Here is a 25,388-nt window from a genome sequence, read left to right on the forward strand (position 1 = left end):
TGAAGTGGCTGCTGGTAAAAAATCAGGCCCAGGGTTACGCTGTGTTTTCGTACAGATTCGAGAGGCTGTCATGCTGTCGCCATTGTTGTCCCAGCGGGAATTATCCGTATTTTCAAACTCCTACGCTGAAGCTGAGCAGGCTTTTCTGGGTGCGGTGTCGGCCTTGGGATCGCCGGCGGAAGTGACCACTTTGCCCTATGACGGCCGCGGACCGGCCGGTGAATCCTTAGCCAGTCAGCAGGTGTGGATCGGGGCGGCGGACGCACCGCGGGTGTTGGTGTTGCTGTCGGCGGTGCACGGCATCGAGGGCTTCTGTGGATCGGCCATTCAGCAGGATCTGGTGAGGCGTCTCTCCAGTGGCCAGCTGTCGGTGCCCCAGGGCATGGCGGTGTTGCTGGTGCACGCGGTGAATCCCTGGGGCTTTGCCTGGTGTCGACGAGTGGACGAGCAGGGCATAGATGTGAACCGCAATTTTGTGGATTTCAGCCAGCCCCTGCCGCATAACGCCGGCTACCGCGAACTGGCCAGCGCCCTGGTGCCGGACACCACGGTGCCGTCGGTGGAACAACTGGCCCAGGGGGAGCACGCGCTGCTGCACTATCTGCAACGGCACGGTCAATATGAATATGAGCTGGCGGTGAGCGGTGGCCAGTATGAATTCGCTGACGGTCTATTCTATGGCGGCCGGGCGCCCTGCCAGGCCCGCCTCAACCTGGAGCGGGTGCTGGCGACACTGGATTGTGCCAACCGGGATGTGGCGGTGGTGGACCTGCACACCGGCCTGGGCCCTTACGGCTATGGCGAGTTGATCTGCGATCACCCGCTGGATTCCGCCGGCTTGCACACCGCGCAGCGCTGGTATGGTGACTCGGTCACCGTGCCGGAAAGCGGGGACTCCTGCTCTGTGCCCAAAACCGGGCTGGTGGATTACGCCTTCCATCGGGAAATGGGCCCCCGCAGTTGCTACGTCACTCTGGAATTTGGCACCTATCCCATGGCCGAACTGTTGCGCTGCCTGCGGGCGGATCATCGTCTGCGCCGCCCTGGCCAGCAGCCGTTCACCCTGCCCGGCAGTGAGGAGGTGCGGCTGCAATTACTGAAACAGTTTTACCCGGCGGAATCCCAGTGGCAGACCTTGGTGCTGCTGCGCGGGCGCCAGGTGATTCAGATGGCGAGCCAGGGGTTGATGCATGGGTGATTCGGGAGTGCACCTGCGGCGGGCCACGTTGCAGGATCTGGATTCGCTGGTGGAGCTGGAGTTGCAATGTTTTGACTCTGACCGGCTGAGCAAACGCAGTTTCAGGCATCAGTTGCAGCAAGATCATAACCTGTTGCTGGTGGCGGAACAGCAGCAAGCCCTGCTGGGCTATGTACTGGTGTTCATGCGGCGGGGTACCAGTCTGGCGCGGCTTTATTCCATCGCGGTGTCGCCCGCGGCGCACGGTATGGGCCTGGGGCGGCGCTTGCTGGAACAGGCAGAAGAGGAAGCGGCGGAGCAGGGGCGTATGTTCATGCGCCTGGAAGTGCGCCGGGACAACGCCGCTGCCATCGGCCTCTACCAGCGCATGGGTTATCGCCAGTTTGGCCTGTATACGGATTATTATGAAGATCACGCCGACGCCCTGCGTTTCCAGAAGCGCATCATTCCCCATGAGCGGGTGGAAGAGCACCTGTCGGAGCCCAATGAGCGGGTGGCCTATTACGAGCAATCCACGGATTTCACCTGCGGGGCGGCATCGTTGATGATGGCGATGAAAGATCTGCGCGAAGACATGGTGTGCGATCAGCGCACCGAGTTGCAGATCTGGCGCGAGGCCACCACCATTTTCATGACTTCCGGCCATGGCGGTTGCGGGCCCCATGGTCTGGCCTATGCCGCCGCCAAACGGGGTTTTCAGGTGGATGTGTTCGTGAATCAGGACGGCCCGCTGTTTATGGAGGGCGTCCGCAACGACAGCAAGAAGCAGGTGCTGGAGCTGGTGCACCACGACTTTCTGGAAAAACTGGCGGAACTGAAGGTGCCCATCCATCAGGAGGTACTGTCCCTGTCCCGGATGAAAGCTTTACTGGATCAGAATGCCATGTTGCTGGTGCTGATCAGCACCTATCGCATGGACCGCAAGAAGGCCCCTCACTGGGTGCTGTTGGTGGATATGGATGAGGACTTTGTCTATATTAATGATCCGGATATCGATGAAAAAGAAGAGGCCACGCAGCTCGACAAGCATTACCTCCCCATTCCCCGGGACAGCTTTGATATGATGTTGCACTTTGGGCAAAACCGGCTGCGTTGTGCCGTGCTGGTTCAGTCAGGCCAACGACATCCTGAACGATAATCAGAACCCTAACAACCACCCTAACAACAACAGCCATAAACGGGGACCGCCACGGGTGAAATTTCCCTTTCCCATCATTGACCCCCATATCCACCAGTGGGATCTGCTCAATACCCCGCGCATTCTGAGCTGGCCCAAGCGTCTGCTGGGCTGGAACCGCAAGCTTTATGACACCGCCATCCGCTTTGGTGCCAGTGAAACCGACCGCCGTTATGTGGGGCGGGCGGACTACGTGGCCCATGACTACCTGCCCCACGATTATGGCCAGGATGCGGCCCAGCTGCCCATCAAGCAGGTGGTGCATGTGGAGGCCGAGTGGCGGGATCGGGAAGGGCAAGGCCTGGTGGGCGAGACCCGCTGGCTCGAAGGCTTGTTCCGCAACAGCCCGGTGGCGCTGGGCGGAATCGTGGGCCATGTGGAGCTGCAACGCCCCGATGCCGGCGCCGTGATCACAGCCCATCGGCAGGCCAGTCCGCGCTTTGTGGGGGTGCGCCAGATGCTGGCGTTTGACCTCGACCCCGGGATCATGCGCTTCTGTCCGCGCCCCTACCTGTCCCGGGATGCCCATTGGCGTGCCGGTCTGGCCCTGCTGGAGCAACACAACCTCAGCTTTGATGCCTGGTTTTTCCACCACCAGCTGGATGAGTTGGTGGTGCTGGCGCGCCAGTTTCCCGGCCTTACCTTTGTCTTGGATCACATGGGAACCCCCATCGGGGTGGGCGGCCAGTTCGCCTCCTATGGCCGCACCGAGGCGGCGCGGGATGTCACCCTGCGCACCTGGCAGATGCACCTGCAGGAACTGGCGGAGCTGCCCAACGTGATGGTGAAACTGTCGGGCCTGTTCATGCCGGTGGTGGGCTGGGGTTACGAACATCGCACCACACCGCCCACCCTGGATGAGCTGATGCAGGGGGCCGGACCGCTGTTTGAATTTGTGCTGCAGGCCTTTGGCGTGGACCGTTGCATGTTTGCGTCCAATTTCCCCATGGACAAGGTGTCCCTGTCGCTGTCGCAACTCTACGAGTTCTATGCGGCCCTGGTAGCCCATTACCCGGAAGCGGAGCGGCGCAAGCTGTTCCACGACAATGCAGCCCGAATCTACCGTTTGGGTGATCTTTCCTGACATCCATCCTGAGCTGAAATTGCGCTATCATGCTCCCTCCTAACCATTATGAATATTGAAGTTTTGAGGGAATCTATGTCTGTATCACCGGAAACCATGAGCCTGGCGGAAGCCATCACGTCCCGTCGCTCCGTGCGCGGCTATCTGGACAAGGAAGTGCCTCAGGAAACCCTGGAATCCATTTTCACCCTGGCGCAGCGGGCGCCGTCCAACTGCAACATTCAGCCCTGGAAAGTGTACGTGGCCTCCGGTGCGCTGAAGGACCGCATTCGGGATCAGATGGTGGAGAAGGTGATGCAGGGCGTGCCCTTCAATTCCGATTACGAATACCCGGATACCTTCGACGGTGAATACCGCAAGCGTCAGGTGGATTGTGCCATGGAGCTGTACGGCAATATGGGCATTGACCGGGGTGACAAGGCGGGCCGCAACCGGGCCATGCTGCGCAACTTCCAGATGTTCGATGCGCCCCATGTGGTGTTCATCGGCATGGATAAGGTGTTCGGGGCATCGGTGGCCATCGACGTGGGCATGTACATGCAGACCCTGATGCTGTCCATGACCGCCCACGGGGTGGGTTGCTGCCCCCAGGGCACCATGCGCTATTACCCGGACATCGTGCGGGAGGCGTTCGGCATTGGCGATCAGATCAATATCCTGCTGGGCATCAGCTTCGGTTATGAGGATGCCGCGGTGGCCGCCAATAAAACCTGGATTGACCGGGAGCCCATTGATCAAAACGTGCAGTTCCGGCGCTGATATGCAGGCCCTGTACTACTCCCGCTTTGGTGCCGCGGATACCCTCACCCTGGGGGCGCTGCCGATGCCCGAGCCTGCTCCGGGCGAGGTGCTGGTGCGGGTGGCTGCCGCCGGATTGAACCCCATTGATGTGAAGACCCGGGCCGGCAAGGGGTTCGTGGCGGCCCAGCTGGGCACTGCGTTTCGCTTTGTGCCCGGCTATGACCTGGCCGGAGAGGTGGCCAGTCAACACCCGGACTGGCCGGCAGGCACTGCGGTAGTGGGGATGGTGAATTTTCCGTTGCGGGGCGGGGCCTGTGCCGAATACTGCGCAGTGGAGGCCGGGGTGCTGGTGGCAGCCCCCCGGCGCATCCCGCTGGCCGACGCGGCGGGGCTGCCTTTAGCCGGTCTGACCGCCTGGCAGGGTTTGTTCCAGCACGGCGCCCTGACGTCAGGCCAACGGCTGCTGGTGCTGGCCGGTGCCGGCGGAGTGGGCCATCTGGCGGTGCAACTGGGGCGCTGGGCCGGGGCGGAAGTGGCGGCCACGGCGTCCAAGGGCAACCTGGCGTTGCTCGGAGAGCTGGGGGCGCACCATTGCCTGGACTACGGCCAACCTGATGTGCTGGAGGCGGCCGGCCCCTGGGATCTGATCCTGGACCTGATGGGCGGCGATGTGGGCCTGCAGGCCCTGGATTGCCTGGCGCCGGAGGGCCTGCTGTTGACGGTTCCCACCCTGACGGCGGCGACGCTGGAAGCCGCCGGGGCTGCCCGCCAGCGGCGGGTGCGGGGCTACACGGTGCAACCCGACGCGGCGCAACTGGAGCAACTGGTGGCGCTGGTGGACCGCGGGGATGTGACGTTGCACATCAGCCAACGCTTTCCGCTGGCACAGGGGGCGGAGGCCCATCGATTGGTGGAAGGGGGGCATGTCCAAGGTAAAGTGATCTTGGAAATGCCCGCCGCCGCCGTATAATGGCAATCCCCCTGCAGTGAGGTTGTCATGCCCGTTTCCGATTTTATTGCCCACCAGATTGATCGCGCCCAACCGGACCAGTCCGCCCAGGTTCACTACCGGGATGACGGCATCGCCCTGGACGATTACGCCAGCCAGCTGCTCAACGAAATCAAACAGGCCTTCAGCACCAAAACCGCCAAGCGCTACGGTCACTTCAATCCGGACCTGGGGGAAAACCCCATTCCGGCCTGGCTGCGGGATTTTCTCAAGCAGCAGATGCCGTTCTCTTCATTGAGCAAGAAGCTCACCGAGCACTTTGTGGTGTTGCTGGAGCAGATGGAGGTGCCGTTTCAGGGTCATCTGCTGTTCTGGCAGGAGAACAATGCCGATGCGGAGTGGTTGTACGTGGCCCATCTGCAGCATCAGGTGGGTCTGGTGATCAACAGTCATCTGGAAATCTCTGAGACGGTGTATGCGGATCTATCCCACATTGGCTTTTGTGCCCGGGTCAACCTGAGCCACTGGTCAGAACAGCTGTCGGAAAAATACCTGACCATCTCCAAGAATCGGGGTGAGCGGGAATTGCTGGGCTTGTTCAACCAATGGATCGGTTTTGCCGATACCGTGAACGTCACCGCGGACACCAACGAGTTCCTCAACATTGTGGAAGCCTATGCCCAAAACCTGCCGGAAGAGGCCAGCAAGGAATACCGGGAAAAGGTGGTGGACTACTGCATCGAACAGGACAAGCAGGGTGAGCCGGTGGTGTACAAAGAGCTTTCCTATTATCTGGATGATGCAGAGCCGGAGCGCTTTCAGCAGTTTGTGCAGGAACAGCAGGAGCAGCCCCGGGAGGAATTGATCCCTGACAAAAACCGCCTGCGCAAGTACGTGCGCTTCAACGGCCGCAGCAAGGAAATGAGCCTGCAGTTTGCCGCCTCCCTGCTGGGTGAGGAAGTGGTGTTTGATGCGGAAAACGAGCGCCTCATCATCAACAGCATTCCCAAATCCCTGCTCGGTCAATTGAAGAAACATCGCAGTTAAGGCCGGGCGTTGAGGCCCGGGCACTTACCTTATTCCTGCCGCGACAGTTCCTGTTCCAGTGCCGACAGATTGGCGTCCTGTAATCGTTCCAACGCCGCGCGGGTGACCTGCAGGGCTTGCCGGGATTGGCCGGCACTGTGCAGCGCCACCGCGTACACATACTGGTAGCGGGCATTGTGGGGCGCCAGGGTGGCGGCCTGTTCCAGGTGGGGCAGGGCGGCCTTGTGCTGCTGTTGCCGGATCAACAACAATCCCAGACTGAAATGCAGGTCCTCGGCGGTGGGAAATGTCTGCAGCGCGGATTCCAGTAACGCTTTGCCCTGCTCATCCTGTTGCATCATTCGATACAGGTCCGCCAGGTTGATGTAGGCGGGAATCCAGGTGTCGTCCAGAGCAATGGCTTCCTGGTAGTGTTGCAGGGCTTGCTGCGGTTGCCCCTGCTTCAATGCAAACAGCCCCAGATTCACCTGGGCCGCGGGGGTGTCGCCGTTGAAGCGTTGCGACGCCAGGTATTCCGCCCCGGCGCTGTCCAGCAGGCGGGCTTCCTTGGGGGCTAATGACGGCGCAGGAATGTCCGCCAGGGCTTCTGCGGCCATCACCCGCACCAGGCGCACCGGGTCCTGCAGTAACGGACTCAGCAAAGACCAGCGCAGCTCCGGTGGCAGGGCGCGCAGGGATTGGGTGGCGGCACTGCGCACCTGTGGATCAGGGTCCTGTAGTGCCTGGGTCAGGGTTTGCAAGCTGTCGGCATCCAGATACGGTTCCAGCAGGCGGGCGGCGGTGGCGCGGACGATGGCGGTTTGGGTCAGGTCCGAGGCCAGCGCCTGCAGGGGCATTTTGGCAGTGGGGGCGTGGGCGCGGGCGGCGGCCAGGGTCTCGGCGAAATCCTGGTAGCCGGGATTGGGTTCGGGATACCAACTCTGAATCTGTTGTGCCGCCCAATGGGCGCTCTGCTCACTGTGGCAGTGATTGCAGGTGTTGGGGGTGCCCAGCTTTTCCGTCAGGTCGGGGCGGGGTATGCGGAAGCTGTGATCGCGGCGCGCATCCACCACCATAAAGTTCTTCACCGGCATATGGCAGTCCACACAGCGCGGGGCGTTACTGGCCTGGTGGTGATGGTGCTCCGGTTGCCCATAGCCCGACTCGTGGCATTGCTGGCAAACGCCATCGCCGGGGGCCTTGAGGTCCAGGGAATGGGGGTTGTGGCAATCGCTGCAGGTCACCCCGGCCTGGTACATCTTGCTTTGCAGGAAGGAGCCGTAAACGTAGACCTCATCGTTCACCTGACCGTCGCTGTGATAGAGTCCAGCATCCAGCGTTGCGGGCAGAAAACTCTCCAGCAACGGCTGCCCCTGGCGGTTATCCTCAAACAGTTGCGCCCGGCGGGCGTGGCAGGCGGCACAGACCTGAATCTCGGTGCGTGCCTGGGCCGGTTGACTGCGTTGGGGTTGTCCGGATTCGGGGTTGATCTGCCAGTGCACGTTGTGGCGTTCGCGAAAACGATGGGTCAGGCCCTGCGGCTGGTTGAACCGGTACTGATTGCGCTGTTGCTGGTCAGCCCACAGCAGGTGGTTGGAGCCGGGCCCATGACAGGCTTCGCAGGCCACATCGATGTCTGACCAGGTGGTGTTGTAGGTGCGGGTGTCTCCATCGTATTGCTTGTTCAGGTTGGTGGAGTGGCATTCCGCGCACATGAAATTCCAGTTCTGACTCTGGTTGGTCCAATGCAGATAATGTTGGCTGTCGACGGCTTCCTCCGGATACAGGTGAAACCAGCGTTGGCCCCCTTCTGCTTTGGGGCGGGCATCCCAGGCTACGCCAAAGGCCTGTAATTTCCCCTGGGGCAGGGCAATCAGGTACTGCTGCAGAGGATAAACGCCGAATACGTAGGCCACGGGATATTGCTGTGGTTTGCCCTGTGGACCATCGGTGGTGATGAGGAACGTGTCACCCTGGCGGGAGAATTCCGTGGTCATGCCGTTGTAATCAAAACGGGCGTTGTTGAAGTCGCCAAGCACGGTGTCTGCGTGCACGGGTTGCATGGCCAGGTCGTGATGGGAGTTGCGCCAGTCCTGATAGGCGTCGTCATGACAACCCTGGCAGTGATCGGCCCCAACATAATGAGCCTGGGGCGCTGCCTGGGGAGTGGTTGTGGCTGGCGTGGGCGTAGGGCCAGGTTGTTCTGATGAATCGCAGGCGCACAAGCCGATGGCGAGCAATAACAGCGCAAGCATGTAGCGGTGAAAGGGCGGGTGGTTGTTCCCCTTTTTATATCCCTTTTGATGCTTGCTGGTATGCCTGTTGATATGCCCGCTGTTATGACAAGGATAACCCATGGATGACCTGATCCCTCAGTGTAGCTGGCCGCTGTGGTGGCGGATTTTGAGGGGTATGATGCTGCCGGCCCCGGGCCGGCGTCAAATGAATAAACGGATTACTTGTTCTGTAGCATGGTTTTCCAGCGGAATGGAATCAGCAGTTGTTTCCAATAATTGTTCATGGGATAGCACTCTTCATCGCTGATGCCCAGTTCCTGGGGTTCCCCCTGTGGGCGGTAATAATGGGTGCCGAACAGCACGTCATAGATGATCAGGACGGCGCCGTAATTGTGGTTGCCTTCACTGATGTTTTTGGAATGATGCCAGCGATGCAGTTCGTTGGTGTTGAAAACGTAATTCAGCCAGCCGTAACGCAGTTTGATGTTGCAATGCTGGATGGAGCCACCGATGGCCAGCAGCACACTGTTGAGGATCAGGGCCTCCTGGCTGGCACCGAGCAGGTAGCAGGGCACCACGCCCAACAGAAAGGTACACAGGTGATAGAGCGGGTGGATGCGGAACCCGTTGAGCAGATGCATGCGCTTGACGCTGTGGTGCACGGAATGCAATGGCCACCACTTGGGGTGCTCGTGGCCCAGACGGTGGAACCAGTATTTGGCGAATTCGATGATCAGCAACACCAGAATGGTCTCGGCCCAAAGCGGGGTGCTGGCGGGAATCAGGCGGTAATCCTGGGGCAGGTCCAGCGCCAGGAACAGGTACAGGGCGAGCAGCGGGCCCAGTCGCTTCAGAGCTGCCTCCAGTAACACGCCCACCAGAAGGATGGAACTGAAATCCGGACCCAGATCGCCCCGGGCTTGATTCCACTGCGGATTGAGTGGGTGTACGCGCTCAAACAACAGGGTGATCAGCAACACTGACAGGGAGATGATGAGGGTGGCGGTCTCCACCTGGTCGGTATGCAGGTACTGTACTGTGGCATACAGTGCTCCGATTGCCAGCGCAGGAAAGTACAGCCATTCCAAGGCGCTGGTGAGCAACGTGCGGACGCTGGTTGGGGGCAGGGTGTTGATGTTATCCATGTGCAGTCTCCGTGGGCGCACGCTGCTCCGACGGATCAAATCGAAGCAACATTGCGGGAATGAATAGCAGATCCACCACCAGCGCGATGACGATGGTGACGGTGGTGAGGATGGCCGTGTTGGCGGTGATGTTCATGGCGGAAAACCCCAGCATGGCGAAGCCGGCAACCAGAATCAGCGAGGTGATCACAATGGCGGGGCCCACCCGGGCAAACGCAAAACGCACGGCCGCCTCGCTGTCCAGCGCCAGCACCTGACGGGCGTGACGGTATTTACCGAGGAAGTGGATGGTGTCGTCCACCACGATCCCGAATGCGATGCCCAGGGTGACGCTGAGCCCCACGTCAATATTGCCGTTGAGCAAGCCCCAAACGCTGAACGCCAGTGCCACCGGCACCACATTGCAGACGAGGCTGATCAGCCCGAGTTGGGTGGAACGGAACAGGCGGGCCAGCACCAGCCCCATCACGAACAGGGAACCGATCAGGCCCAGCAGGATGCCCTTCATGCTACGCTCGCCGATATGGGCGAACATCAGAGGCGCACTGGCCGATACCACCTGATCGGCCACCGCGGTATGCTGCTGGAGCCAGGCCTGCGCCCGTTGATCCAGCTCGATGTGGTAATCGCCGGCGGTATTGTCCATGGTGACGCGCACCCGGGACTCTCCCTCCTGATGAGAAAGCAGCGTGCTGAGGTCACCACCAAAGGGCAGGGACATTTCGTACAGCAGCAACAATTGGGCGATGGTGTCCTGCTGCTGGGGCAGGCGATAGAAGGCGGAATCATCGCTGTTCCAGGACTGGTACAGGCGTTTGATGATGTCCGCCATGGAATCCACGTGCACCACATGAGGTTGTTGCGCCAGCCATTGGCTGAAGTCGTCCAGGCGTTGCAGATAGCTGGGGCTGGTGAGGGTTTCCCCCGTTTCTACCGGAATGGAATAATTCAGCGCCCCCAGACCGGTGATGTGACTGTTCACAAACTCCATGTGCTGGCGCATGGTTTGCTGACTGCCGAAATATTTCACCGGGTCATCGTTGATGCGATTCAGTGGCAGGCACAGCAGCCCGGCCACGATCACCACCACGCCCCCGAAAAATAGCGGCTTTTGATGGCGTACCACCCAGTCTGCCCAGGCCGACATGGGCGCAACTGTGGTGGTCTCAGTTAATCGCTTTATTTTGTGGGGCAGCAGCATCACCAGGGCCGGCAACAACAGCATGGCATAGAGCCAGGCGGCCATAACCCCGGCGCAGACGATATAGCCCAGGGCCTGATAGGGTGGTGAATCGTTGAAGTGCAGGGTGAGGAAGCCTGCCGCGGTGAACAGGGAGGTGAGCAGAACAGGTATAGCGTTTTGTTGCAAACTGGCGTGCAGCGCGTCGGCCTTGGGCTGGCCCTGTTGGCGCAGGCGCCGATAGCGGGTCAGGATATGCACGCTGTCGGCGATGGCCAGGGTCAGGATCATGATGGGGGCCACAGTGACGGCGGCGTTGATTTTCATGCCGGTCCAACCCAGGGCGCCCATGCCGGTGGCAATGGCGCACAGGGCGGTGAGCAGGGTGAACACAACAAAGGCTGCGCTGCGAAAGATCACGCCCAGCAACAACAGCATCACCATAAAGAAGGCCGGCCAGACGAAGTTCATGTCGCCGGCGGTGGATTCCGGAAAGGCCTGGTCCACCACGATCTGGCCGGACAGGTAGGTTTTGAATTGGGGATGCTCCTGCTCAAAGCGTTGCACCAGCTCGCGAATGAAGAACACCACTTTGGGGGTTTCCACGGCACGGTCGATGCCCGGCAGTTGGATCAGGATGCGCATGCCGGCCACCGTGCTGTCTGCTGCAATCAGGGCATTGAGGGTGGCAGGCTCAGCCAGGGCGAATTGTTTACGCGTTTGCAAATCCGCCGGGCTCAGACCCTGCTCCGGATCGAACAGGTCCTCCACCAGAAATTCTTCTGCATTGGCCCGGGAATAGGGAAAGTTGGTCAGTGAATCCACCCGCAGGGAATAGGGCGTGGCCCAGGCCGCATCGGTCAGTGACGCCAGGGCCTGAAGGTTCGTTACGGTGAACAGGTCAGTGCCGTCGCGGGTGGCAATGGCCACAAACACAAACTCTTCTGATCCATAGGTGGATTGCAGGGTTTCGTAGGCCCGCAGTTGCGGATTGTCGGCGCTGAAAAAGAAACGGAAATCCAGCGTGTTGTGAAATTGTGTGGTGCCGATGCCGCAGGCTGCGGTCAGAAGCAGGCACAGGCACAGGGCAATCCAGGGGTGGCGCACCGGGAAGGCGGTGCAGTGATTCACGGGACTCATATCGCGGCTATCCATTCAGGTCTTATCCATTCAAACCCTATCCATTCAGGCTCCATTCCTCCTGCAAGCGTCCATGACCACTGGATCGAATTCGCGACACTGGCGTGCACCAGGTTGAGCAGATAAAACGACACGATAAAGGGTACGGAATATTGCCTGGGATTAAAGCGTTGGGTTTGCCGGGTGAGGAACAGCCTCACACTGAGCCCGATCCAGATCAGGCCCAGCAGCGGCAACCAACCGGTGATGGCGGCGGCGCCATGAAGATGCCATGGTCGGTTCAACAGGATGATGCCCGCAATGGCCAGCACGCCGCACAGGCTGCCCAGCAGCAGCGCCTGACGGCAGCCGATTTCATTGGAGTACAGCTTTTCGCCCGGGTCCGCCAGGGGCTCCCACATGCTCTTGCGGATGATTTCGAAGTGCAGGAACGCCAGGATATAGCACAGGATAATGGGCAACAGGCACACCACAACGTCCACCTGTTGGGTGTACCGAATCTGCAACAGGGTGTACACGCTGAGGGCAATGCTGACCGGATAGGTCAACAGCAGATTGAAGAACAGGCTGCGCTCCATCAACGGAAGGGCTTTTTCCAACAGCATCAACAGCAGGCCGTAGCCGATGTTCAGCACCACAAACAGCGCCAGTGGCCAGGCGATCAGTCCGTTGGCCAGGGCGATGAGCAGGGTACCCATTACCACATAGTGGCGGATGTCCGCCAGCGAGACCACGCCGGACACCAACGGACGCTCCGGATTGTATTGGCGGTCGTATTCCAGATCCTTCACTTCATCAATGGCTCGTAACACGAACAGCACACCGAAAAAACTGCCGGCCGAAATCAGGGTGGAGATGTTCCAATGCCAGGTGGTCGCCGGGCTGTTGAGAACGAACAGGCCCTGAATCGACAGAAACCACAGGGCGGCAAACAGAAAATGCTGCCTGGGCTCGTAGATAATATTGGCAAAGGCCACGAGCCGTTGCCAAAAACTGTGTTGTTGCCCATCGTTGTACAGTTGCGGTTGCTTCATGCGGCGGCGCCTTTGGCTGTGTTATCCGCGCCGGGCTGCGCCAGAATGGTCACCACGCCGGAGGAGCCGTCCAACTCGATCAGGGCGCCATCGGGAATCCGTTGGGTGGCATTGGGCAGTGCCACAATGGTGGGAATGCCGAACTTGCGCCCGGTGATGGCGGTGTGGGACAGCATGCTGCCCCGTTCCACCACCATGCCTTTCGAGGCCAGCATCAGGAACAGCCAACCGGGATCGGTTTCCCGGGCAATCAGGATCATGTTGTCGCCCGTGGTGTCCACGGTGTTGGGGTCGTGCACCACTCGCGCGATGCCCTGCACTTTGCCAGCGGAGGAGCCCAGTCCCTGCAACGTATCACCATCCGGGGCAATGGCTTGCGGCGGGCACAGGTCGTTATCCCGCACCGCCCCCAGGGTGGTGATCTGTTCCGCCGGTTCTGCGCCATCAAACTGCTCGTATTCAGCACGACGCAGATCCGCCAGTGCCTGCAGGTTTTCGGTTACCCCCATGCCGTTGATGTAACCGAAGATCTCATCCTGGGTCAGATGCACGATGTCATTGGCATCCCGCAGGATGCCCCGTTGCACGAAATACTCCGCCAGCGCCTTGAAAATCTGCTTGCTGAAGCCGAACAGCTCACTGCGGCAGTAACGGGAGTTCTCCCGGTGGCGAATCAAGCGACGCAGGCGGGGTAGGATCACACGGTTCAGTAATGTCAGTTTCCAGGGCTGATCCTGCAGCAGAGTCTGCAGTGTTTGATCGGCGCTGGCCCGCACCGCCTGCTCGTGTTGGCGGTAGCTGGCCACCGTAACGTCCTGGTTGGCGTACTGGCGAATCATCTTTAATAACACCCAGGGCGTATCCCGCAGGCTGGGTTGCTCCACTTTCAACTCCTGCAGGCCACGGTCACCGTATATGTGCAGATGCCGGCGCACGGCCTGGGTGAAGGCTGGATTCAATTCATTGCGGTCCAGCGCCTGCCACAGTGCCTGCTCATCGGCCTGGTTGAAGGTTGCCTGCAGTGTCGCGTCGGCCCGCACCTGTTCTGCCAGGTTCACGGCGGACAAAATGATTTCCACGCTCTGCAGCTGTTCATCACCGCACAGCAGGTCCGACAGCAGTCCGGGCTTGTCCTCATCCAGTCTCCATTTTTTAAACAGGGCTTCGGTCCAGCCATACAAAGGGATCAGATAGGCATCGGTGGTGAGGGTCACGCCCCAATGACGACCCACCTCCGTCCACAGGTCATGGAAGCGCTTCACCAGGGTTAGCGGGTCCGTGCCGGAAAACGACTGCCCACGCAGGGGTGCGATACGTTGTTCCCACCAGCGGTGGTAGTGATACATGGCCCGGTCGTGACCCAGATAATCCGTCAGCGTCAATACCAGGGCTCTACCAAAACGGGCCCACTCCCAGCCTTTCTTCAGCCATGCGGTGAGGGAACGGGGTGGCTGGGTATGAAAGGAGGAACGCAGGCCGATCATGTTTTCCCAGTGGGCGGCAAACAGGGGGAACAATGGACTCAGTTTGTGCAGTTGGTAAAAGTGGGACAGGCAGTAATAGATGCGGCCGTTGAGATAGCCGATCATGTTGTCCAACGGTTGGTAGTGATTCCAGATGGCCTGGTCTGCCACGCCGAGCCGTTTATAAAGATCGCGAAAGATCACCCGATAGAAAAACTTGGCGTGAGTGTAGGTCAGGGTGCTGCTGATGCCGGGATAGCTTTCAGTGACATTGGTATTGCTCCACACCCGTTGGCGCTCAAAATCCAGGGCAATGGGGCGGGTCTGCAGCAGATGAAAGCGACCATCGGCGGTGAAGGTGCCTTCGATGTCCTGGGGTAAACCATAGAGGGATTCCACCCGTTTGCCGATCTCCACCAGTTGCCGGATTTCCTGGTCTGTGATGCAGGGAATCGTTTGCTGATCGTCGGGCACCGGCATGTCCTTCAAACCGAAGCCTGCGTCCTCATCGAATACCAGCTGATGGGTTTTGTCGGCAATGGTGTGTTGAATCGTGGTGGATTTGCCACTGATGAAGTAATGGTCCACTGCGACTTTTTCCTGCACCACGCCTTCACCGATTCCATAACCGGCAATAATAATCTGGTCGGAGGCAGCGGTTTTGGGGTCGGCGGTGAACATCACAAAGGAGCGTTCACCGAATACCATCTCCTGAATACCCACGGCCACACTGAATCCCATCAGGTCCATCTGCTGCTGATGACGATAGATCAGGGATTCCGGGGAAAATCCCGAGGCCCAACAGGCTTTGACCCGCTGCAGGATCTGGTCGCGGCGTACATAGAGAAAGGATTCACTCATCCCGGCGAAGGGGTTGCTGATGGAGTCCTCGCTTTCTTCCAATTTATGGCCCACGGTAGACGCCCGCACGGACACCAGGGTGTCCATGGTGAAGTGCGCATCAAAGGCGGCGAGAATACAGTTCTGATGTTCAGGCTCCAGCGCCAGAGCCTCTATCAACTGCTGTGTCGCCCGGGAGCCCTGCAGGATGCTGGCGTGATCTGTGAAATCGATGGCACTGAGCAGGGTGTATATCTGCGCTTGTATAGACGCGGTGACCGCGGTGTAAAACTCCCGGGTCAGGCAGACAAACCGGGGCACCGGCAGGCCCGCCGTGATCAGCTCCGCCTGCCGCGCGAATTTGCCGCCCACCTGCTGTTGCGTGGGCTGTTGTCGATAATCAATGGTCAGTGACATGGTGATTCCTTGAAATGAGTGGCAAGCGTGCGGAAATAGTCTGCACTGTCACGGGACAGCAGGTCGCTGTGGATGCGCTTTCGGGTTTCGCTGACGTCGCCGTAATGATCCAGCCCGATCAGTTGCAATTGGGTGGCCAGGGCCTGCAGTTTACGCAAGAGTTTCCAGTGGGTGATCGCATCGGGTGCCGAATTGGGAAGCCAGTTGCAGGCGCTTGCCACGGCAGCGGGATAGTGAATACGGCGTTTTGCTCTGCGTTCGGGCTGCAGTGTTTCAAACAGGGTGGCGAAGCTCAGCGGCTGCTCGTAACCCACATTCAGGGGCAGTTGCTCTGGTTGCCCCTGGGCGTACAGTGTCATCGCATGTTGACACAATTCCAGGATTAATCTGGCATAGTCGTCCACGTCAATAATGGAAAACTGCTGTTGGCCGCTGCCGATGAAGAGTCCTTTGCGTGCCAGTTTCAACAAGCCGGGCATGACAAAGGCATCGTCTTTTCCCAGGATAAAACGGGGGCGCAGGCAATAGGCGCTGATGGACTGCTGACCGGCATGGGCCAACACCAGATCTTCTGCCGCCGCTCTGGATCGGGCCAGCGCGGTGGTCGGTGCGGGGGGCTGCCGGTTGGACACATGCCGTTGCGGATCCTGCCCCAGAACCGAGAGTGAACTGTGGTACAGCACGGCGCGGGTGAACGCATTGCAATGGGCCAGCAGGGCGCGGGTGCCCGCTACATTGACTTGTTCATAGCCGCTGCCGTCCGCGTCCTGATTCTTGCCGGCAAGGTGCAGCAGAATATGCGGCGTGTTGGGGAACAGAGCCGGGTCTACCTGCTCCAGGCTGCCGCTGAAGTATTCAATATTACTTCCTTTTACCCAAGCCCGAGCGGTGCGCACCTGTGCCCGTATCTGGAACAGATCGGGCTGGCGGGATGCTGCCCGCAGCAGGGCGCTTCCGCTATAGCCGTTGGCACCCACCACCACGAGGGTCATTGGTGTATTGCAGTGGTTCATTACCAGACCCCGGGCAGCAGGCGTTTGTGACTTTCAGCGTAGTGGGGGTAACCAGGCAATTCATAGAGTGCGGTTTCCTCCACCCGGATGCGTTTAACGATCGCAGGCAACAGCACCAGGCACAGAGCCAGCAGCGCATAGAGATTGAAGAAGATCAGTACAAAACCCAGATGCGCCACCAGCATACCAGTGTAGGCGGGATGACGTACCCATTGATAAGGTCCGCTGTCCACTACGCTGTGCGCCTCCACCAGGCGCACCCGATGGGAATAGAAGTTGCCCAGGGTCTCGATGGCGTTGAGACGAAAGGCAATGCCGCCGGCCAACAACACCAAGCCCAGTATCATGCTGAGGTTGAGTGTCTGCCATTGGGTTTCCAGAATGATGGCACTGAACATCGTCAGGAAGCGGCCGAACACATACAGCTCGCAGGTGCCACGGTCTTTTTGGGTTTCCCCCTTGCCAGGTTCGGTAATGGACACATTGGCCTCGGCCATCAGCCACAGCAGGTAACCCAACGCTGCTACCACACCGAGCAACCACATCATGCCATTCCAATATTGTAGTTTGAGGGTGGCAAAGTGGGTAAACAGCACAATGGCGGCCAGCATGGTGTAGAGGGGAATTCGGTTGCGGATGTTGTTCATAGATGACGGCCTTCTGGTTAACGTGCACGTTGTTGGGAATAGGTTTCCAGGCGGGTGACCTGGGCGGTGATCTGGCTGCTGACGACGGTGCGCCCGTTCTGCTGCCAGAGTACGGTAATGGTTTGAAACGTATCCTGTTCCACGATGTCGGCCTGAGGTGTCAACACCATTTGCACATCGGCGTTGAAATCAATGGCATCCTTGAAGAGCAAAGAAATATCGATGAGGTTGACGTGGGTGCCCAGTGCCACACCGTATTGCTCGTGGGACAGGTACGTGAGGAATTGCCGGGTGGCTTCCAATACATAAATCGGATTGAGGCTGCCGTAGGCCAGGGTGGTGTGGCTCAGGTAATGGCCGGCTTCCGGCATCTGCGGTCGACACTGCCAGCGGGTATCGGATTGCTCCGGCTCACTGATCAGAACATTGGACTCCATCTGCTTGTGCAGTAGATCATGGCTGCCCCGCAGAATATCCCGTTGTGCGGGTAACATCAGGGCCGGTTTGCGCTGTCGGTACTGCAACGTCAGGTAAAGCGTACCGATGCGCTGCGCACTTTGGGTGACAATGCATTCCAGCTCGACGCTGTGGGCATCACCGCCTTTCGTGTCCACTTCAAAGTGCAGGGGAAGATGCTTCTCGGCAAAGCGGTTGAACTGCAGGGAGCATTGCCCCACCTGGCGTGACAGTAACGGATTCAGGGGATCGCATTCCAGGGTGGAGCGGCAGATCAGTTCCCAGGCCCCCGCCATGATCAGAATCCCGGGAATGTGATCCAGCGCGTGATCGAAAAAGTAGGGATGCTCCTCGTCCAGATGCAGCGTGCCACAGGGGTGGTTACGCTCGTTATGTGTGGGTGCGCCCAGCAACAGGGATTGCGTGAGGAGCGCACGGTCCAGGGTGGACTGCAGAAAACGGTTGCGGGTGCCACTGGTATTGCGCACCAGCTGGCGCAGGAACGACGCCAGGGTTTCCACGTTGCCGGATTTGAACAGGCTGAGATGATCACCGGGGATGGTCTTGGAGTGCAGCTTGCGGTTGGTCAACCGGCTCCACTCCGCAGTCGTGCTGTTGGCAACCAGATTGCCGTGGGTGGGGCCGGTCTGAAAATGCCGCAGTTCGTACCCCAGTTGGCCTGGCTTGGATTTCAGAGCCTGGGCGTACAGGTCAAACAATTCTGCTTTGTAACGCAGCAAACGCTCGGAGCACATGATGTTCTGGTGAACGCTGAGTTGCTCGATGCAGTATTGCAGTGATTGGGCGCTGATCCCCGAACCCAGGATGCAGGGCGCGTCGATCACGCTCACGAATTTGATTTCCTCACCGGCCTGGCTCAGTTGGTTTGCCACCAACAGGGCCAGGGTCGCCCCCAAAGACCAGCCCGCCAGCAGGTAGGGGCCGTGGGGCTGTTGCCTGCGGATGTCGCTGACCAGGTGCTCAACCACACTGCCCAGCGAACGGGGCTGATGCCCGTCTTTCATCTCCGGCAGCATGACGTAGAGGGGGACGTCCTCGCCGAACGCATTGGCCAGGTCCAGGTATTGCAGGGCACCCTCGTTACCCGGGTGGATGAATATCAGTGGCAGCACCCCGGGCAGACCTTGACGCATTACCGCGCAACTGCCTTGCAGGGTGGTACCGGTTTCCAGGGTGGCGGTGTTGGGCGTCAGCTTAGCCGCCAGGATGGTGATGAAGTCCTCGATGGAGCGCGCCCGATTGATTTCCCCGGCCTTGATGTCCAGATCCAGTTCCTGTTTCAGTCGCGACAGCGTGGTCAGCACAGCGATGGAATCCACACCCAGTTCTGCCAGTGACCGGCTCAGATCAATGTCCATGGCCTGCCCACCCAGGCTGGATGCCAGGCTGTCGGCGACCAGGGTGCCGATGATGCTCACGCGCTCATCCATGCTGACCTGGCGCACCCGCTCCGACAGGGTTTGTATCGAACGCAGACGGGAACGCATCAGCAGGCCTTCGATGCGCAGTGTGCAGTGACCGTCGTCATCGAAAACGGCCAGGTCCAGCTCCGTGTGTTCCGCATCTTCCGACCAGGAACCCACATGGGTGATCTCTACGCTGCCGATGGCAGGCAGGTGTTCGGTCCAGCTGACACTGCGAGCACTGTAGGGCGTGTATTCCACACCCGGTCGCACTGCGTCGTTGTGGCGCAGAGATTCGCAGAAGAAACCCACCACCTGATACAACCCCTGTGCCACTTCCGGTTTGATCCAGAGGCGGGCGCTGCTGTTGGCCATCAGCTCACTGAAATCCACAGCGCAGGAAAGTTGGTTCTCCTGCAACCGGGTAGAGCACACCACGTTTTTGTCATTGGTGCAGTAAACGGTGCGGGCTGATTTGTTGTCGGCAAAGAAGCTCGACATTTGGCTGGAAGCCGTCCCGGTTTCCGCGGTTGCGGTGGCCTCCTGTCGTGCGACCTGCGAACGGCCCTTGATGCTGGGGGTAAGGCTGGCAGAGCACAGTAGTACCCACTGGTTGCTGCTTTGACTGTCCTCTTCTTCCGCCGTGTAGAAATGCACCCGCAACTCGTTGTGGGCCCGCGCTTCCGCAATGGTATGAATGCTGCGCTGATCGCCGCGCTCGAGGTGCATGCGTTTGTGCAGCTCCAGATCCTGCACGGTCAGTTTACTGGTGCCAAAGGCCTCGTTGCCTACTTCGATGGCCATTTCCAGAAAGTGGCTGAGGTGGAAATGAATGGTCTCGGCTTGCTTGAACGTGCAGGCCCAGTGGGCCGCATCCAGCCCTGGATAGGCAATAAAGTGCAGCTCTCCATTTTTCAGGTAAGGGGAACGTTGGCGCTTACCCAGCAGCGGATGGAATGCCTGCGCGCTGCTGGCATCGGTTGTCGCGCCCGCGCCCGGCTGCGTGCCGCCAGCGTTCAACCAGAAATATTTGCGTTGGAACGGATACAGGGGCAGTGTCTGCGTGGTACGGGGATGCGGCGTCATCCATTGATCCCAGCAAATATCCAGGCCACTGGTGTAGCATTGGGCGATGCCGTCCAACAGACTGTCGTATTCCGCTGCAACAGGATGTGCGTTAATAAGTGGCACTTTTGTAAGAGGCGCTTTTATAAGTGGAACAATGCGCACGCTGTCCCGGTCAAGGCTGCGCTGGGCAATGGCGCTGAGGATGGGTTTGGGGCCCAACTCAATCAGAATGGCGTTGCCCGGATTACCCGCCGCGGTCCCGGTTGCGGTAGAGGCGATCTGTTGCAGTCCACCATGAAAGTCCACCGTGGCCGTCACATGGCGGCACCAGTATTCTGCCGTGGTCAGCTCTGCCCCTGCCTGCGCCGCGGTGACATTGGAGATCAGGCGGTAACGGGGGGGATGCATGGGAATGGTATGCAGGAAATCCCGGAACGGTGGCAGCATGGGCGCCATCAGTGGGGAGTGAAAACCGTGGGACACCTCCAGCATGCGGGTGTCGATGTCCTGTTCCCCAAGCAACTCACACAGGCGGTGCAAGCTGTCGACGCAGCCGGACAACACCACCTGGCCGGGGCCGTTGCGGGCGCCGATGGACACCCGCGGGAAAGCCTGCAGCAGGGGTTGTACATCTTCCGGGTGGGCAAACACGGCCATCATACCGCCGCTCACGTCCAGGGATTGCATCAGTCGTCCCCGTTCACTGGCCAGCCGGATGCCATCTTCCAGCGAGAACACACCGGCAACAGTTGCCGCCACGATTTCCCCCAGGCTGTGACCGATCAGGTTGTCCGGCTCGATGCCCAGGCTGAACAGTACCTGGGCCAAGGCATATTCATAACAGAACAGCACCGGCTGGGCGCAGTCCGTGTGCTGAATCCGCCGGCAACTGTCATCGGCTGACTGCGCCAGAATAAACCGGCGCAACTCGATGCTGGTGTGTTGCAACAGCAGGTCGTGGCAGTGGTCGATGGTCTGCCTGAAAACCGGGCTGTGGTGGTACAAATCACGTCCCATGCCGGCGGCTTGGGAACCCTGGCCGGTGAACATCCAGGTGACACTGGGGCGGGCTTGGCTGCGGCGTCGGCGGCTGGAAAAAACATTTTCCTCCAGGTTGGCCCAGTTCAAATTGCGCAGGCTGGAATGCAGTTGTTCAACGCTGTGGCATTTTACTGCCAGGCGTTCCTCGAAATGGGTACGGCCGGCATTCTGATTGGCACACAGTGCTTCAATGGGCTGCATGGTGTGGGGCAGGTGCTGCAGGTAATTTTGAATCTGGGCCTGCAGGGCGGTGCGGTCCCGGGCGGATAAACAAAACAGTTGGGCTGCGCGGGCCGCGGGCGCAACAGGCTGCGCCTGTTCAGCACTGACCTGGCCATCACCCTCTGGCAGCGGGGGGGCTTCTTCCAGAATCACATGAGCGTTGGTGCCGCCAAAACCGAACGAGCTGACGCCGGCCCGGCGCAGCGTGCCTACCTCCGCAAGCCAGGGCTGGTTCTGTTTGACTACCTGAATGGCACTGCGCTCCCAGTCAAAACGTCTATTGGGGGTTTGAAAGTGCAGGTTGGCCGGTAACAGTTGCCGCTGCAGGCTCAGCGCGGTCTTGATCACTCCGGCAATGCCGGCGGCGGATTCCAGATGGCCAATATTGGATTTCACCGAGCCCACCAGGAGGGCGCGACGTTGTTGCTGTTGACCATAGGCCTGTTGCAATGCCGTCAGCTCAATGGGGTCTCCCAGGGCAGTACCCGTGCCGTGGCTTTCCACATACTGCACCTCCGCGGCGGTCACACCGGCGTTGCGCAGAGCCCGTTCAATGGTGTTGACCTGGGCCGGGCCATTGGGCGCAGTAATGCCATTGGAGCGGCCATCCTGGGTAATGGCGGAACCTTTCACCACGGCGATGATGTGGTCGCCGTCGGCCTGGGCCTGATGCAGGGGTTTGAGAATAAGTACGCCGCAGCCTTCGGATCGAACATAGCCATCAGCCCGGTCGTCAAAGGATTTGCAGCGGCCGTCGGCGGCCATCATGCCGCTTTTGGAAAAGGTGATGCTTAAGTCCGGGGTGAGGATCAGGTTTACGCCCGCAGCGACGGCCAGGTCACACTCCTGATGTTGCAGGCTGCGACAGGCCTGGTGTAATGCCACCAGGGACGAGGAGCAGGCCGTATCCACGGTGACACTGGGTCCGCGCCAGTCGTAAAAAAACGATAGGCGGTTGGCAGCGATGGAGGCGGCGTTTCCGGTGCCCACATAGGGCTCGCTGCAGGCGCCCCGTTGACTGCAGTGGCGATCATAATCCACGTTGGACAGGCCCACGAAAACCCCGACGCTATGCCCGCTGGTCCGGTGGGCGGGAATGCCCGCGTGTTCCAGTGCATGCCAACTGGTTTCCAGCAAAATGCGTTGCTGTGGGTCCAGCAGGGTGGCTTCCTTTTCCTTGATACCAAAAAAAGCCGCATCGAAATCCCGCACCCGGTGCAGATAACCGCCCCATTTTGTCGTCATCTTGCCGGGGGCCAGTATATCGGGATCGTAATATTCCTGATTGCTCCAGCGGCAGTCCGGCGTCTCAGTGATGGCATCGCGGCCGGATTCCAGCAGTTGCCAGAACGCCTCCGGGGAATCCGCCTGTCCTGGGAAACGGCAGCCAATGCCAATGATGGCAATATCCTGCTGCAGTGGCGCAGCGCCCTGTGCGGTTGCGGCGGCGGGTTGTTGGCCATCCTGGCCCCTCAGGCTCAAGTACGAGGCCAGTTTATGAATGCTGGGATAGTCGAAAAACAATTGCGGCGCCAGCGTCTGCCCCAGGGCCTGTTCCAGGATGCCCGCCAGACCCACCAGGGTTTTGGAGTCCAGACCCAGGTCGGAGAAGCTGGTGTGAGGATTGAGGTGTTCGCTCGCCAAACCCAGTTCCCGGGACAGGGTTTGCAACAGGATCGCCTCATAATGGGGGCATGACAACGTGACGGCGTTGTCAGTTGCGTCGGGGTCGGCGCTGAAAAAATCCCGCGGTTGGAAGCGCGCCACTGCCTTCAGTTTTTCATCCTGGAACAACTGGGCCATGGTGGTACGGCGAATTTTACCGCTGGAGGTTTTCAGCAGGCTGCCCGCCTCGATCAGCACCAATTCCTGCAACGCCAGCTGATGTTGTTCGTTCACATTGCGCAGTGCCGTCCGCGCCAACGCGGCCAGGCGCTCCGGGCTGGCGTCGTAACGCTCAGACAGTTCCTGCACCGCCACCACAGATTCGTCTTCCAGGCTGAACACGGCGCCGCAACCCACGCGGAACAGTGGGTCCACCCCTTGAATGGTTTCCTCGATGTCCTGGGGATACAGATTGCGGCCATCCACAATCATCATTTCTTTGAGGCGCCCGGTGATGTACAGCCTACCGTCGCGCAAAAAACCAAGATCACCGGTGCGCAGGTAGGGGCCGTCCCCGGCGACTGTGGTGCAGGCCGCAAACGTCGCGGCAGTGGCGTCCGGGTTTTTCCAGTAACCTCGGGCCACGCTGTCCCCCTGCACCCAGACTTCCCCCACTTCCTGTTCGGCGCAGGGGGCCATCGACTCCGGGTTGACGATTTTCAGGGTCTGTCCGATTACCTGGCCGCTGGCCACCAGCGTTTTGCTCGGACCGGTATCGGTTGCCGCCCTGGGCTGGCCGCTGTGCAGACTGGGCGTGTCCACGGCAAACAGGTCCAGAGGTGCGCGCCGCGGGTGATGGGTGACCATCAACGTGGATTCCGCCAATCCGTACAGTGGCGTGAATGCGGCCGCATCAAAACCGCAGCGGCCAAAGGTGTTGGCGAAGCGTTCCAGGGTGCTGGCGCGAATGGGCTCGGCCCCGTTATAGGCCAGTTCCCAGCTACTCAGGTCCAGGGTGTCGAGTTGTGCCTCGGTAATGCGTTTCACGCACAGCTCGTAAGAAAAGTTGGGGCCGCCACTGTGCGTACCGCGAAATTCACTGATGGCCTGCAGCCAGCGGTACGGACTTTTCAGGAAGCTGAGGGGTGACATCAACACCACTGTCATGCCGTTGAACAGGCAGCCTAACAGATTGCCGATCAGGCCCATGTCATGATATTGCGGCAGCCAGCATACGACGACGCTGTCCTCATCACAGTGCAGTGCCTCCCGGATCAGGGACTCGTTGTGGTGCAGATTGCCATGGCTCAGCACGACGCCCTTGGGGTGGCCGGTGGAACCGGAGGTGTACTGCAGAAACGCAATCGCATTTTCATCAGCAATGCACTCCACATACGGGGCGCTGCTCCTGTTCAGGGTGTCCGTGGTGATCAGGTTCAGGTTGGCCAGCTGCGGGGTCATGGCGATACCCATGCGCGCCATCTGCGCCAGCGGCTCGGTGGTGCACACCGTGTTGGCGTCACAGTTCTCTACGATTTTGACGAAACGGGGCCAGTCTTTCGGTGAGCTGGGTGGGTATACGGGCACCGCGATCAGGCCGGCCTGTACGCAGCCCAGAAACGCGGTAATGAATTCCAAGCCCGGCGCATAGGTGAGGATGACCCGGTCACCCGGCACTGCCGTTTGCAGCAGGCAGGCGGCGATATTCTGGGCCTGCTCCTGCAGTTCTTTAAAGGTGATGGCGCTGCGCTCCTGGTCCGACTCCCCCAGAAAATGAAACGCGGTTTTGCCAGGATTATGGCCGGCCCAGTGCTCCAGCCAATGGCCGATGTTTCGAAAGTGAGCCAGGTGGGTCAGCATGGCAATGGCCCCAGATCATGGTGCGGGTTGCCGGCGCGGGCACGCATCTTGCGTACAAATCTGTACACAGCAGCGGAAGCTTCAGTGGTCGTGCCGACCTTAAGAAATGAAAGGTGGTGGCCAATGCACGGTATGCCGCTTGTACAGCACCCTGGGGTGTGAGCCATCTGCGGGACGCTCCTGTTCGTTGGGTTCAAATAAAAACACGATCAGGTGCAACAGAGCCGCGTGGCCATCAGCCTGCGGTTGGCGCTGGAATGATTGTTTTGATTATTATTTTGGGGTGTTGTTGTGGGTGTAGACAGACTTCGTCCACCGGATCGATTTGCAAATTATATTCGAATGGCGCGTCTTAGAAAGTAAAAAATTGTATATTTAGGCCAAACGAAAATTAACGAAAACATTTGGTAATTTTTGACTT

The 25,388-nt window shown here is 59.6% G+C and carries 14 protein-coding genes; 6 read left to right on the forward strand and 8 right to left on the reverse strand.

Annotated features, from left to right (window positions below; translation table 11 throughout):
* Positions 1-70: 70 nt before the first annotated feature.
* From D9N14_RS22325 to D9N14_RS22350, 6 genes are all read left to right on the forward strand, one after another.
* The gene (locus tag D9N14_RS22325; protein ID WP_290584026.1) at positions 71-1,198 is read left to right on the forward strand and encodes a M14 family metallopeptidase; all 1,128 of its coding nucleotides are present in this window, start codon (positions 71-73) and stop codon (positions 1,196-1,198) included.
* On the forward strand, positions 1,191-2,336 hold the full coding sequence (gene rimI / locus D9N14_RS22330) for a ribosomal protein S18-alanine N-acetyltransferase (RefSeq protein WP_290584028.1): 1,146 nt from the start codon (positions 1,191-1,193) through the stop codon (positions 2,334-2,336). Before D9N14_RS22325 ends, rimI begins: the two co-directional genes overlap by 8 nt.
* 55 nt (positions 2,337-2,391) lie before the next feature.
* Positions 2,392-3,459 carry an amidohydrolase family protein gene (locus D9N14_RS22335; protein WP_290584030.1) on the forward strand — a complete coding sequence of 356 codons (1,068 nt, stop codon included), beginning with the start codon at positions 2,392-2,394 and terminating at the stop codon, positions 3,457-3,459.
* A gap of 75 nt (positions 3,460-3,534) precedes the next feature.
* A complete protein-coding gene (locus D9N14_RS22340; RefSeq protein WP_290584032.1) occupies positions 3,535-4,218 on the forward strand; it encodes a nitroreductase in 684 nt (227 codons plus the stop codon).
* Positions 4,190-5,170 (forward strand): NADP-dependent oxidoreductase, encoded by a 981-nt coding sequence (locus tag D9N14_RS22345; protein WP_290584034.1) that lies wholly within the window; start codon positions 4,190-4,192, stop codon positions 5,168-5,170. Before D9N14_RS22340 ends, D9N14_RS22345 begins: the two co-directional genes overlap by 29 nt.
* A gap of 27 nt (positions 5,171-5,197) precedes the next feature.
* Positions 5,198-6,196 carry a nucleoid-associated protein gene (locus D9N14_RS22350; protein WP_290584036.1) on the forward strand — a complete coding sequence of 333 codons (999 nt, stop codon included), beginning with the start codon at positions 5,198-5,200 and terminating at the stop codon, positions 6,194-6,196.
* Between the two features lie 29 nt (positions 6,197-6,225).
* Here D9N14_RS22350 and D9N14_RS22355 read toward each other — a convergent pair whose 3' ends face one another.
* From D9N14_RS22355 to D9N14_RS22390, 8 genes are all read right to left on the reverse strand, one after another.
* Positions 6,226-8,430: a tetratricopeptide repeat protein gene (locus tag D9N14_RS22355; protein WP_290584038.1), complete on the reverse strand. Its 2,205-nt coding sequence runs from the start codon at positions 8,428-8,430 to the stop codon at positions 6,226-6,228.
* 200 nt (positions 8,431-8,630) lie between these two features.
* Positions 8,631-9,557: a sterol desaturase family protein gene (locus D9N14_RS22360; RefSeq protein ID WP_290584040.1), complete on the reverse strand. Its 927-nt coding sequence runs from the start codon at positions 9,555-9,557 to the stop codon at positions 8,631-8,633.
* Positions 9,550-11,877, reverse strand: coding sequence for an efflux RND transporter permease subunit (locus D9N14_RS22365; protein ID WP_290584042.1), 2,328 nt, complete (start codon positions 11,875-11,877; stop codon positions 9,550-9,552). The genes D9N14_RS22360 and D9N14_RS22365 overlap by 8 nt, the downstream gene beginning before the upstream one ends.
* Positions 11,874-12,911 carry a hypothetical protein gene (locus D9N14_RS22370; RefSeq protein WP_290584044.1) on the reverse strand — a complete coding sequence of 346 codons (1,038 nt, stop codon included), beginning with the start codon at positions 12,909-12,911 and terminating at the stop codon, positions 11,874-11,876. The genes D9N14_RS22365 and D9N14_RS22370 overlap by 4 nt, the downstream gene beginning before the upstream one ends.
* Positions 12,908-15,631: a PEP/pyruvate-binding domain-containing protein gene (locus D9N14_RS22375; RefSeq protein ID WP_290584046.1), complete on the reverse strand. Its 2,724-nt coding sequence runs from the start codon at positions 15,629-15,631 to the stop codon at positions 12,908-12,910. The genes D9N14_RS22370 and D9N14_RS22375 overlap by 4 nt, the downstream gene beginning before the upstream one ends.
* Positions 15,622-16,623 carry an NAD-dependent epimerase/dehydratase family protein gene (locus tag D9N14_RS22380; RefSeq protein WP_290584048.1) on the reverse strand — a complete coding sequence of 334 codons (1,002 nt, stop codon included), beginning with the start codon at positions 16,621-16,623 and terminating at the stop codon, positions 15,622-15,624. Before D9N14_RS22380 ends, D9N14_RS22375 begins: the two co-directional genes overlap by 10 nt.
* 20 nt (positions 16,624-16,643) lie before the next feature.
* On the reverse strand, positions 16,644-17,291 hold the full coding sequence (locus tag D9N14_RS22385) for a methyltransferase family protein (RefSeq protein ID WP_290584050.1): 648 nt from the start codon (positions 17,289-17,291) through the stop codon (positions 16,644-16,646).
* 17 nt (positions 17,292-17,308) lie between these two features.
* Positions 17,309-24,967 carry a type I polyketide synthase gene (locus D9N14_RS22390; RefSeq protein ID WP_290584052.1) on the reverse strand — a complete coding sequence of 2,553 codons (7,659 nt, stop codon included), beginning with the start codon at positions 24,965-24,967 and terminating at the stop codon, positions 17,309-17,311.
* Between the last annotated feature and the right edge of the window lie 421 nt (positions 24,968-25,388).

Source organism: Ketobacter sp., assembly GCF_003671495.1.
Lineage (GTDB): Bacteria > Pseudomonadota > Gammaproteobacteria > Pseudomonadales > Ketobacteraceae > Ketobacter.